The sequence below is a fragment of the Pseudomonas sp. LBUM1653 genome, assembly GCF_059716115.1.
On record NZ_CP166803.1, the window covers coordinates 1,134,091 to 1,145,613 of the forward strand.

The 11,523-nt window shown below is 54.5% G+C and carries 10 protein-coding genes and 1 tRNA gene; 7 read left to right on the forward strand and 4 right to left on the reverse strand.

What is annotated here, in order from left to right:
- Positions 1 to 40: 40 nt before the first annotated feature.
- The gene (locus tag ACA054_RS05060) at positions 41 to 1,450 is read right to left on the reverse strand and encodes a DUF2130 domain-containing protein (protein WP_497688458.1); all 1,410 of its coding nucleotides are present in this window, start codon (positions 1,448 to 1,450) and stop codon (positions 41 to 43) included.
- Between the two features lie 1,133 nt (positions 1,451 to 2,583).
- Between ACA054_RS05060 and ACA054_RS05065 the strand changes: the two genes are divergently transcribed.
- Positions 2,584 to 3,486 (forward strand): FRG domain-containing protein, encoded by a 903-nt coding sequence (locus ACA054_RS05065; RefSeq protein WP_497688459.1) that lies wholly within the window; start codon positions 2,584 to 2,586, stop codon positions 3,484 to 3,486.
- Between the two features lie 174 nt (positions 3,487 to 3,660).
- On the opposite strand, the gene ACA054_RS05070 is transcribed toward ACA054_RS05065, so the two are convergent.
- Both ACA054_RS05070 and ACA054_RS05075 read right to left on the reverse strand, forming a co-directional pair.
- The gene (locus ACA054_RS05070; RefSeq protein ID WP_497688460.1) at positions 3,661 to 3,990 is read right to left on the reverse strand and encodes a hypothetical protein; all 330 of its coding nucleotides are present in this window, start codon (positions 3,988 to 3,990) and stop codon (positions 3,661 to 3,663) included.
- A gap of 157 nt (positions 3,991 to 4,147) precedes the next feature.
- Positions 4,148 to 4,232: transfer RNA gene (locus ACA054_RS05075), tRNA-Leu, on the reverse strand.
- A gap of 105 nt (positions 4,233 to 4,337) precedes the next feature.
- Between ACA054_RS05075 and queA the strand changes: the two genes are divergently transcribed.
- The 6 genes from queA to ACA054_RS05105 all read left to right on the forward strand — a co-directional run bounded on the left by queA (position 4,338) and on the right by ACA054_RS05105 (position 10,424).
- Positions 4,338 to 5,387, forward strand: coding sequence for a tRNA preQ1(34) S-adenosylmethionine ribosyltransferase-isomerase QueA (queA, locus tag ACA054_RS05080; RefSeq protein WP_497688461.1), 1,050 nt, complete (start codon positions 4,338 to 4,340; stop codon positions 5,385 to 5,387).
- A 14-nt stretch (positions 5,388 to 5,401) separates the two neighbouring features.
- Entirely contained in the window at positions 5,402 to 6,517 is a 1,116-nt protein-coding gene (gene tgt / locus ACA054_RS05085) for a tRNA guanosine(34) transglycosylase Tgt (RefSeq protein WP_497690245.1), read from the forward strand.
- A gap of 43 nt (positions 6,518 to 6,560) precedes the next feature.
- Positions 6,561 to 6,896 carry a preprotein translocase subunit YajC gene (gene yajC, locus ACA054_RS05090; RefSeq protein WP_007982729.1) on the forward strand — a complete coding sequence of 112 codons (336 nt, stop codon included), beginning with the start codon at positions 6,561 to 6,563 and terminating at the stop codon, positions 6,894 to 6,896.
- 63 nt (positions 6,897 to 6,959) lie between these two features.
- Complete coding sequence (gene secD / locus ACA054_RS05095) at positions 6,960 to 8,828, forward strand: protein translocase subunit SecD (protein ID WP_497688462.1); 1,869 nt, start codon at positions 6,960 to 6,962, stop codon at positions 8,826 to 8,828.
- A 9-nt stretch (positions 8,829 to 8,837) separates the two neighbouring features.
- Positions 8,838 to 9,752 (forward strand): protein translocase subunit SecF, encoded by a 915-nt coding sequence (gene secF / locus ACA054_RS05100; protein WP_497688463.1) that lies wholly within the window; start codon positions 8,838 to 8,840, stop codon positions 9,750 to 9,752.
- Between the two features lie 120 nt (positions 9,753 to 9,872).
- Entirely contained in the window at positions 9,873 to 10,424 is a 552-nt protein-coding gene (locus ACA054_RS05105; protein ID WP_401314676.1) for a glycine zipper 2TM domain-containing protein, read from the forward strand.
- Positions 10,425 to 10,696: 272 nt separating this feature from the next.
- Here the strand turns inward: ACA054_RS05105 and suhB are convergent, their stop codons facing one another.
- Positions 10,697 to 11,515: a type III secretion system regulator SuhB gene (gene suhB, locus ACA054_RS05110; RefSeq protein ID WP_008057724.1), complete on the reverse strand. Its 819-nt coding sequence runs from the start codon at positions 11,513 to 11,515 to the stop codon at positions 10,697 to 10,699.
- Positions 11,516 to 11,523: the final 8 nt, after the last annotated feature.

The following is an 11,523-nucleotide window of genomic DNA, read 5'->3' on the forward strand; positions in this document are numbered from 1 at the left end:
AATTTATTAATTCGACGATCCCGGGGAGATTGCAGAAATTTTACTTTCCCGGGCTTGCCGCGTCGCTTTTGAGATCGGAAAATTTCGCAGCCATGGTTGGGTTGCCACGGTTAAGTTTTTTTATCGTAACATCCTGCGCTTTATCGTTCGCTAGACGAAGGTTTCGGTCGGTACCTAGTAATGCCTCCTTCGTCTTTTGTAGGTGGTCGATTGACTTATCAATTTCACTAATCGCCGTTTGAAATCGCTTTGAGGCCAAGTCATAGTTTTTTGCGAATGCTGTCTTAAATGTCTCAAGCTCAGATTCGAAATTTGTGATGTCTATGTTTTGCGCTTTCATAAGCGCAAGCTCAGATTTGTATTTTAGTGAATTCATTGCTGCATTTCGCAACAGCGTTATGATTGGAATGAAGAATTGAGGTCTGACGATGTACATTTTTGGGAAGCGGTGAAACACATCAACGATTCCTGTGTTGTATAACTCACTTTCAGGCTCTAGAAGGGAAACCAGTACCGCGTACTCACACCCTTTCTCAATGCGATCTTTGTCAAGCTCTTTAAGGAAATCTTCATTCTTGTTTTTAGTTGCGGTTCGGTCATTCTCATTCTTCATTTCGAACATAATGGAAACGATCTCTGTTCCCGTCTCGTCCAAATCGCGAAATATGTAGTCCCCTTTACTTCCGGTCCGGGCATCATTGTCTTTTTCGAAGTATGCCCTAGGAAAGGCTGTGGCTCGAATACGGTTGAACTCTGTTTCGCAATGCTGCTCGAGGGATTCACCGATCATTTTTGTCGATAAGCGAACTTTCATATCTCGGAGACGTTCGATAGTGTCATCACGATCTTTGATCTGCGTTTCGTACTTGTCCCTGAGCGATTTTTCTGCAAGCTGTTTTTCTAGTTCGGCTTTTTCAAGTCCGCTTTGCAGCTTGTCTCGCTCTTTCTCGACCGAACTAATAGCCTCCGTAATCGCGAGCTTTTTGCCGACTTCAATGGAATCAAGCTTGGATTTCAATTCTTGAATTTCAGAGTCTTTGGTCGCTGAGGTTTTCTGCATTTCATTTAGAAACTTCGCTTCAGCCAACCTTGAGTGGGACTCTTGTTCGCGGCGTGCCTGCTCAAGCTCGTAAGTAAGCGTGTCACGCTCTTTCTCTACGGCACTTAGTGCCTCACTGACGGCGAGTTTTCGCGTAACCTCTTCAGTATCAATCCTGGACCGCAGTTCTTGAATTTCTGCATCCTTGGTCGTCGCTGACTTCTGCATTTCGCTAGCGGCCTTGGCTATCGCTAGCTCAACGGCGTTTCGCTTTTCTTGTTCAGCCAGTTCAAGTCGGTCATGTAACTGCTTCTCGAAATCGGTATCTCTAACCTGTTTGAGGATATCTGCGTATCCAGCCTCATCAATTTTGAACGCCTTTGCACAATGCGGACAGATAATCTCATGCATGCTTTCGCCTCCGTGCAATTTCCTGAGTTTTCCTGACGGCTACGGCGCGGCTTCCAGCTTCGGACCTGCGCGGTTCGCTTGAGTGTTGGTCCCTCAGGACGGCCGTTGCCGTGTTCCTTGGGTCTATTATTTTCCTCGCGACTGTAGCACATGGCCGCGTGCCATCAAGTCGCGCCAGGTCATGTTCCCCGCTTCGCCTGTGACGCACACTGCCTGTGCAGATTGAAAATAGACTCAGGACAGGTTGGTTTTAGGGTGATTGCCAAGTTCATCGAGGATCACAAGATCTGTCCTTAACAGTCCTTAGGCAATCCTGCCCGTCTCATCGTTGTGCTTTTCGCGCTCCAGCAAGTTGATCAGATCCGCTGAGGATTGGAAGAGCAGATGCCTGTTGTGTCGCGTGATACCAGCCAAAACTAATGCAGTCGCTACGTACGTTTCCTGTACTGGAGCTGCCGATGGATACCACGTTCTGTGCTGTATCTGTAAAGGCCATAGGGGACAATCCCTTACCAAAGGGGCGTCGGCACTGAAGACATTAAAATCGAAACCTAGCAGATCGGGGTGAATGGTGAGCTTGACCACGCCTATCTGGTGGCTAATTGAAAGCACAATCTTGTCGAAATTTCCATGTGATCAATTTTTTTGCTTATGATCAAATGTTGAGCAAGAGCAGTGAAGCATCTAGGCTAGTTTTCAATCAGCAGAAGGAGTCGAAATGGGGCAGTTTCGGTGCACTCAAGGCAAAATGGTACGGGTAACCTCCGTATGCCAAATTCATGGGGGATTGCAGCGGAGCAGTTCGTAAGCGAAATTGTTCCAGAGAAAATCCAGGGTGGGTCAATGAAGGTTCTGCATTCAACTACTGTCGGTATGGAGTGGTTGAGGTTGGCAAAATCAGCTCTGGGTCGATAACAGCCGACAGTGGCTAACCGCGAATTCACAACTCATAGCTTCCGAAGGTGAGCGCCAAAAAACGACCAAAAAGCTATCATCCTTGACTCCCCTGCGAATCGAAGGTGATTCCATAACAGAATATGAGCTAAAATTCGGCTATTGTTCCAGTCCAGTTTTTGGGGTAAATATTAGTTTGTTTACTCTATCTATTAATAATTAAATATTAAGATTTTATAATGGAACGAATCGCTAGGTCGACTAAAATGCATAGGGAATATGAGGCGCGAGACCTAATTTCTTACCTTACTATAATTTATGGTCTTGCCGGTGAGCCTACCGGTCCACGTTGTTATCGTGGTCAATCTGACAGTGCGTGGAAGGTTAAACCGTCTGTCATGAGAGAGTTAAAGTCTGATGCTGAAAATCAGATATTAAGTGAGCTTTTGCTAGAGGCGCCAAATGAGTTTGGAGCAGACAAAAGTATGTTTGATAAGCTGGTACGAGCACAGCATTACAGCTTACCCACGCGACTTCTCGATGTTACGCTAAATCCGCTTGTAGGATTATATTTTGCTTGCGACGAGGAAGAGCATCAGCAGAAAGATGGCGTAGTGCAAATTTTTGATTTTCAAAGAAATCGGGAGAAATTTGCAGATAGTGACACTATCAGTATCATTTGCAATCTGTCGAGACTGTCTGATATCGAAAGAAGGAAAATATCGGTTAAGTATAATGAAGTTGGCTCAAGGTTGGCCGACTGGAGTGGGCCTAATAAAAAAACTTTTCGTTCGATGCCTGAAGTCAAGAGGCTTATGCAGTTTGTTCGGGTAGAGAAGCCCTATTTTCTAGATGTGATTAATCCATTAGATTTATTCAGATATTATTTTGTGTATCCATCTAAAAATAATAAGCGGGTAATTGCTCAGTCAGGTGCTTTTATAGCAGCTGGGCTCTTGCAGTACCGTTCGCTTGAGCGGTCCGCGGGGCTGCAACACAAAAAAATTATTATCCCGGCTGAATGCAAAAAAGATATAATCATTCAGCTTGATGCCTTGAATATTAACTCTAGATCAATGTTTCCTGAGATTGAATTTACTTCAAAATATATAAAAAGGAAGTGGACTATTGAGTCGAGTTAATTTGCGCAGGAGCGTTTTCTACTGGCCGGAAGCGGACTTGGCTAACGCTCTTGGAGGGCAACAAAAATGAGGAGAGGGGTGCGAAAAATGGAGCATACTAAATATTGGATTGGACGTGGCGACTAGCATTGGTTTGGTATCCTGGTGTTCTCTTTTTTTGTCGCCCGCCTTCATTCATTGAATATCTTTCAGATAATCCATAAGCGCAATGAGCGGAACATCAAGCTGCTCCATCATCTGAATACTGCCAAATTCCCCCACCAACCTCCCCAACTCCCGCCCCAACGGCTTATCCACACCCCCAACAGCCTCCAACGCCAACCCCACACACTCATCCACCTTCACCTGAATCCCCTCAACATCCCCCCGCCGCACCAGCAACTCAAACACATCCCGCTGGTAATCACCCATGACCAAATCGTCACGCAAAATCGGGCTTGAACCTTCCGTCTCATAAGCCAGCTTGAGGGAGAAGAGGGCGACGGTTTCCAGTTGCGATTCCATGAGGGGTCCTTGTGAAAGGGTCAGGCGGGGTGAAGGGTAAAAGAGAGAAGCAAGGTCAAAAGATCGCAGCCTTCGGCAGCTCCTACAGAGCGGCACGGTGGATAACTTTCCTATAGGCGAAAAAAAAGGCCTTGCTAAGCAAGACCTTTCTTAATTTTGGTGCCCCGAGGGAGACTCGAACTCCCACTCCTTTCGAAAACGGATTTTGAATCCGCCGCGTCTACCAATTCCGCCATCAGGGCAATGGCCGCGGAGTATAGAGATGAGATAACCGTCGGTCAATCAGGTACATGGAGAATTTTTGATATTTCCGCTAGACTTCCCGGCCCTGCTAGACGAACCCCATCATGCGCGTTGCTGACTTTACTTTCGAGCTCCCTGATTCGCTGATCGCCCGCCACCCTTTGGCCGAGCGTCGCGGTAGTCGCCTGTTGACCCTGGATGGGGTCAGCGGCGCCCTGGCACACCGTCAATTCACTGATTTGCTGGAGCATTTGCGCCCCGGCGATTTGATGGTGTTCAACAATACCCGGGTGATTCCGGCACGGCTGTTTGGCCAGAAGGCTTCCGGCGGCAAGCTGGAAATCCTGGTGGAGCGGGTGCTGGACAGTCATCGCGTGCTGGCCCATGTGCGCTCCAGCAAGTCGCCCAAGCCTGGTTCGAAAATTTTGATCGACGGCGGTGGCGAGGCTGAGATGCTGGCGCGTCATGATGCGTTGTTCGAGCTGGGGTTCGCCGAAGAGGTGTTGCCGCTGCTTGACCGTGTCGGGCACATGCCGCTGCCTCCTTATATAGACCGCCCGGACGAAGGCGCGGACCGCGAGCGTTATCAGACCGTCTACGCCGAGCGTTTGGGCGCGGTGGCGGCGCCGACGGCGGGGCTGCATTTCGATCAGCCGCTGATGGAGGCGATTGCCGCCAAGGGCGTCGAGACCGCGTTCGTGACCTTGCACGTGGGCGCTGGCACCTTCCAGCCGGTGCGGGTCGAGAAGATCGAAGACCACCACATGCACAGCGAATGGCTGGAAGTCGGCCAGGACGTGGTGGATGCGGTTGCCGCCTGTCGTGCGCGCGGCGGTCGTGTGGTGGCGGTGGGGACCACCAGTGTGCGCTCCCTGGAAAGCGCTGCCCGCGATGGCGTGCTCAAGCCGTTCAGCGGCGATACCGACATTTTCATCTATCCGGGCCGGCCGTTTCATGTGGTCGATGCCCTGGTCACCAACTTCCATTTGCCGGAATCCACGCTGTTGATGCTGGTTTCGGCGTTCGCTGGTTATCCCGAGACCATGGCTGCCTACAAGGCCGCCGTCGATAACGAATACCGCTTTTTCAGCTACGGTGATGCGATGTTTATCACCCGTAACCCCGCACCACGTGGCCCTGAGGACAAAGAATGAGTCGCCAATGTCGTATGTCGTTTGAGTTACTTGCTACTGACGGCAAGGCTCGCCGTGGTCGCCTGACCTTCCCGCGTGGCACCGTCGAGACCCCGGCTTTCATGCCGGTGGGCACCTACGGCACGGTCAAGGGCATGCTGCCGCGGGATATCGAGGCGACTGGCGCTGAAATCATTCTGGGCAACACCTTCCACCTGTGGCTGCGCCCTGGCACGGAAGTGATCAAGAAACACGGCGACCTGCACGATTTCATGCAGTGGAAAGGCCCGATCTTGACCGACTCCGGTGGTTTCCAGGTGTTCAGCCTGGGCGCCATGCGCAAGATCAAGGAGGAGGGCGTGACCTTCGCTTCTCCGGTCGACGGCGCCAAGGTGTTCATGGGCCCGGAAGAGTCGATGCAGGTCCAGCGTGACCTGGGCTCCGACATCGTGATGATTTTCGACGAATGCACGCCGTACCCGGCCGACGAAGACGTCGCCCGTGTGTCCATGGAGTTGTCGTTGCGTTGGGCCCAGCGCTCGAAAAATGCCCATGCCGACAACACGGCGGCGCTGTTCGGCATCGTCCAGGGCGGGATGCACCAGGATTTGCGCATGCGCTCCCTGGAAGGCCTCGACAAGATCGGTTTCGACGGCCTGGCCATTGGCGGTCTGTCGGTGGGCGAGCCCAAGCATGAAATGATCAAGGTGCTGGATTATCTGCCAGCCCAAATGCCGGCTGACAAACCTCGTTACCTTATGGGCGTTGGCAAGCCGGAAGATCTGGTGGAGGGTGTGCGCCGCGGTGTGGACATGTTCGATTGCGTGATGCCAACCCGTAATGCCCGCAATGGGCATCTGTTCATTGATACTGGCGTGATCAAGATCCGTAACGCGTTCCATCGCCATGATGATTCGCCGCTGGATCCGACCTGCGATTGCTATACCTGCCAGAACTTCTCCCGCGCTTACCTGCATCACCTGGACAAGTGCGGCGAAATGCTGGGAAGCATGCTCAATACCATCCATAACTTGCGTCATTATCAAGTGCTTATGGCTGGTTTGCGCGAGGCTATTCAACAGGGTACATTGGCCGCCTTTGTCGATGCCTTCTACGCCAAACGCGGGCTACCCGTTCCGCCTTTGGACTGAGTTTTCTGACCCCAAGATTCAACATTTGCAACTGGAGTGCTAAATGAGCTTTTTTATCTCTAATGCCATGGCCGACGCTGCTGCACCTGCGGCAGGCCCAATGGGTGGCGGCTTTGAGTGGATTTTCCTGGTCGGCTTCCTGGTCATCTTCTACCTGATGATCTGGCGTCCACAGGCCAAGCGCGCCAAAGAGCAGAAGAACCTGCTGAGCAGCCTGCAGAAAGGCGACGAAGTCGTGACCACCGGCGGCATCGCCGGCAAGATCACCAAAGTGGCCGACGATTTCGTGGTTCTGGAAGTTTCCGACACCGTCGAAATGAAGTTCCAGAAAGGCGCCATCGCCGCCACGCTGCCAAAAGGCACGCTCAAAGCGATCTAAGTTTCAACTTCTACTCAATCGACGGGGCGCGCAAGGCGCCCCGCGTCATAAGCGGGCGGCGTGATGCTGAACAAATACCCTCTGTGGAAATACATTCTGATCCTGGCGGTGCTGGCGGTCGGTCTGATTTATTCCGCTCCCAATCTATATCCTGATGACCCGGCCATTCAGGTCAGCGGTGCAAGCACCGCGCTGCAGGTCAATCAGGCTGATCTGGACCGTGTGAGCGCAGCGCTCAAGGAGTCCGGGATCAACGTCAAGGCTGCCACCCTGGCAGAGAGCGGCAAGGGCGGTCTGATTCGCCTGACCAAGGCTGAAGACCAACTGCCAGCCAAAGACGTCGTGCGCAAGGCATTGGGTGATGACTACGTCGTTGCACTGAACCTGGCGCAAACCACCCCGCAATGGCTGCGCAGCCTGGGCGCGCACCCGATGAAGCTGGGTCTGGACTTGTCCGGTGGTGTGCACTTCCTGCTCGAAGTGGACATGGACAAAGCCCTCGACGCACGCTTGAAAGTGTACGAAGGCGATGTGAAGAGCCTGTTGCGCAAAGAGAAACTGCGCTATCGCAGCCTGCCGCAACAGGGTGGTGCCATTCAGCTGGGCTTCTCCGATGAAGACAGCCGTGAACAAGCCCGCAGTCTGATCCGCAAGAATTTCAACGATTTCGACATTGTTCCGGCCGACCTCAATGGGCAACCGGTGCTGCTTCTGGCGATGACCCCAGCCAAGCTGGCGGAAATCCGCGAATACTCCATCAAGCAGAACTTGACCACGGTACGTAACCGCGTCAACGAGCTGGGTGTTGCCGAACCGATCGTTCAGCGTCAGGGCGCCAACCGCATCGTGGTTGAGCTGCCGGGCGTGCAGGACACCGCAGAAGCCAAGCGTATCCTCGGCAAGACGGCCAACCTGGAGTTCCGTCTGGCGGCTGAGCCTGGTGCTTCGAAAGCCACTTCCGAATCTTTCGAGTTCCGTGAAGGCAATCGTCCGCCGGCACAGATCGAGCGTGGCCTGATCATCACCGGTGACCAGGTCACTGATGCCAAAGCAGGCTTCGGTGAGCAAGGCACGCCGGAAGTGAACATCCGTCTGGATGGTCACGGTGGCGAGCTGATGAGTCGTGCGACCCGTTCGAACGTTGGTCGCAGCATGGCGGTGATCTTCATCGAGCAGCGACCGGTCACCACGTACACCAAGCAAGTGGTCAACGGCGTCGAGAAAGACGTAGCGGTTCAAACGTTCAAAGAAGAGAAGAAGATCATCAGCCTGGCGACCATCCAGTCGCCGCTGGGTGCGCAATTTCGCATCACCGGCCTGAACGGCCAGGGCGAGTCGTCCGAACTGGCCCTGCTGCTGCGTGCCGGTGGTCTGGCTGCACCGATGTACTTCGCTGAAGAGCGCACCATTGGCCCGAGCCTGGGTGCCGACAACATCACCAAAGGTATCGATGCGTCGCTGTGGGGCATGCTGTTTGTCTCGCTGTTCATCATCGCCATCTACCGCTTCTTCGGCATCATCGCCACCGTTGCACTGACGGTGAACATGGTGTTGCTGCTGGCCCTGATGTCGCTGCTGGGGGCCACGCTGACCCTGCCGGGCATCGCCGGTATCGTATTGACCATGGGTATGGCGGTCGACGCCAACGTGCTGATCTTCTCGCGGATTCGTGAAGAGATCGCGGCGGGCATGACTGTGCAGCGGGCAATCAATGAAGGCTTCGGCCGGGCATTTACCGCGATTCTCGACGCCAACCTGACCACACTGCTGGTCGGCGGCATCCTGTTTGCCATGGGCACAGGTCCGGTCAAGGGCTTCGCAGTGACGATGTCCCTCGGGATCTTTACCTCGATGTTCACGGCCATCATGGTGACCCGCGCGATGGTCAACCTGATCTTCGGCGGACGTGACTTCAAGAAGTTGTGGATTTAAGGGGCTGCCATGTTACGTACAATCAACTTCATGGGCGTTCGCAACGTTGCGTTCGGCGTCACATTGTTCCTTACCGTGCTGGCCTTGTTCAGCGTCGTCACCAAGGGCATGAACTGGGGTCTGGACTTCACCGGCGGTACGCTCATCGAGCTGACCTACGAGCGTCCGGCCGACGTCACCAAGGTGCGTGAGCAACTGGCCACTTCGGGTTATAACGACGCCATCGTGCAGAGCTTCGGTGCAACCACCGATTTGCTGGTGCGTATGCCGGGTGAAGACCCGCAACTGGGTCATCAAGTCGCTGAAGCGCTGCAAAAAGTCGGTGGCGACAACCCGGCTGTGGTCAAGCGCGTCGAGTACGTGGGCCCGCAGGTTGGTGAAGAACTGCGCGACCAGGGCGGCCTCGGCATGCTGATGGCGCTGGGCGGTATTCTGATCTACCTGGCTTTCCGCTTTCAGTGGAAGTTTGCAGTCGGCGCCATTGTTTCGCTGATTCACGACGTGATCGTAACCATCGGTATCCTGTCGTTCTTCCAGATCACCTTCGACCTGACGGTGCTGGCGGCGGTACTGGCGATCATTGGTTACTCGCTCAACGACACCATCGTGGTATTCGACCGGGTTCGTGAGAACTTCCGGGTGCTGCGCAAGGCCAGCCTGATCGAGAACATCAACATCTCGACCACGCAAACCCTGCTGCGGACCATGGCAACCTCGATCTCCACCTTGCTGGCGATCGCGGCCCTGTTGGTCTTCGGTGGCGACAACCTGTTCGGCTTCTCCATCGCCCTGTTCATCGGTGTTCTGGCGGGTACTTACTCGTCGATCTACATCGCCAACGTGGTGCTGATCTGGCTGAACCTGAGTTCCGAGGATCTGATTCCTGCGGCCAACACTGAGACGGAAGTCGACGACCGTCCTTGAAGGGCAATTCCTTCAGCGATGTAGTCCAAAAAAGGCGCGAGTTGAACTCGCGCCTTTTTTTATGCTCCAAGGCTGGGAGAAGCGCGGACGCGTTCCGCATGTGATGGTCAGGAGGTTCATGTGAACAAGTCGATGCTGGTTGGTGCTGTACTGGGTGCTGTCGGTGTGACTGCCGGTGGTGCTGTGGCCACCTACAGCCTGGTTAAAAATAACGGCCCAGAGTATGCGCAAGTACTCGCCGTTGAGCCGGTCAAGACACAAATCAAGACTCCACGTGAAGTGTGCAAGGATGTAGCGGTCACCCGGCAAGCGCCGGTCAAAGATCAACACCAGATCGCCGGTACCGTGGTAGGTGCGCTGGCGGGTGGTTTGCTGGGTAACCAGGTCGGCGGCGGCACCGGCAAGAAGATTGCCACGGTTGCAGGCGCTGTCGGTGGTGGTTATGCCGGTAACAAGGTTCAGGAAGGTATGCAAGAGCGTGACACCTACACCACGACCCAGACCCGTTGTAATACGGTGAATGACATCAGCGACAAGGTTGTGGGTTACGACGTGCGGTATTCGCTCGATGGCAAGGAAGGCAAGGTGCGGATGGATCGCGATCCGGGGAATCAGATTCCTGTGGATAAAGAGGGCAAGTTGATCTTGTCGGAGAATCAGCAGGCGCATTGATCCGCTGAAGCCAGATTCAAAAAGAAGCACCCTGCGGGGTGCTTTTTTTGTGCGCCGAATTTATGCGTCACCTCCAGTCCCTTGTGGGAGCGAGCCTGCTCGCGAAAGCGTCCTCGCATCCAGCAATAATGGTAGCTGATACACCGCTTTCGCGAGCAGGCTCGCTCCCACAGGGGATCAGTGTTCCCACAGGCAATCGGCGGTATTTCGGGGCGTGGATTCCAGGCATAAAAAAAAGCACCCCGCAGGGTGCTTTTTCTGTCGCGGGAAGCTTAACGCTTCAGCGAGGCCGGCAGGTGCGGCTGGATGGCCGTCAGGACTGCCTTGAAGCATTTGGTGTTGCCGGCAACGACGTGGCCTTTTTCAAGGAAGTCGTGACCGCCGGTGAAGTCGCTCACCAAACCGCCTGCTTCCTGGATCAGCAGGGCGCCTGCTGCCATGTCCCACTCGGACAGGCCCGACTCCCAGAACGCGTCGAAGCGGCCGGCAGCCACGTAGGCCAGGTCCAGGCTCGCCGAGCCGGCGCGGCGGATGCCGGCGGTCTGGCCTACCAGGGCGCGGAACATGCCCAGGTAGTTGTCGAGGTTGTCCATTTGATCGTCACGGAACGGGAAGCCGGTACCCAGCAGGGCGCCGTCCAGGCTGGTGCGACCGCTGACGCGCAGGCGACGGCCGTTCAGTTGGGCGCCGCGACCACGGCTGGCGGTGAATTCTTCCTGGCGAACCGGGTCCAGGACAACAGCGTGTTCCAGGCGACCGCGGTATTTGCAGGCGATGCTGACAGCGAAATGAGGAATGCCGCGCAGGAAGTTGGTGGTACCGTCCAGCGGATCGATGATCCACAGGTACTCTTCGCCTTCGATGCCGGAGCCGGCGTGCATGCCGGTTTCTTCACCCAGGATCGAGTGATTCGGGTATGCCTTGCGCAGCGCGTCGATGATTTTCTGTTCAGCGGCGCGATCCACCTCGGATACGTAATCCTTGGCGTCTTTTTCGTCGACCTTGATGGTATCCAGGCGCTCGATGGAGCGGAAGATCAATTCACTGGCGCTGCGGGCGGCGCGCAGCGCGATATTCAGCATGGGCTGCATGGATGTGT

Excerpts from the sequence above, each read along its gene's own strand:
- ACA054_RS05060 (WP_497688458.1), bottom strand. The coding sequence starts at position 1,450 with ATGCATGAGATTATCTGTCCGCATTGTGCAAAGGCGTTCAAAATTGAT.
- ACA054_RS05065 (WP_497688459.1), top strand. The coding sequence starts at position 2,584 with ATGGAACGAATCGCTAGGTCGACTAAAATGCATAGGGAATATGAGGCG.
- ACA054_RS05070 (WP_497688460.1), bottom strand. The coding sequence starts at position 3,990 with ATGGAATCGCAACTGGAAACCGTCGCCCTCTTCTCCCTCAAGCTGGCT.
- queA (WP_497688461.1), top strand. The coding sequence starts at position 4,338 with ATGCGCGTTGCTGACTTTACTTTCGAGCTCCCTGATTCGCTGATCGCC.
- tgt (WP_497690245.1), top strand. The coding sequence starts at position 5,402 with ATGTCGTTTGAGTTACTTGCTACTGACGGCAAGGCTCGCCGTGGTCGC.
- yajC (WP_007982729.1), top strand. The coding sequence starts at position 6,561 with ATGAGCTTTTTTATCTCTAATGCCATGGCCGACGCTGCTGCACCTGCG.
- secD (WP_497688462.1), top strand. The coding sequence starts at position 6,960 with ATGCTGAACAAATACCCTCTGTGGAAATACATTCTGATCCTGGCGGTG.
- secF (WP_497688463.1), top strand. The coding sequence starts at position 8,838 with ATGTTACGTACAATCAACTTCATGGGCGTTCGCAACGTTGCGTTCGGC.
- suhB (WP_008057724.1), bottom strand. The coding sequence starts at position 11,515 with ATGCAGCCCATGCTGAATATCGCGCTGCGCGCCGCCCGCAGCGCCAGT.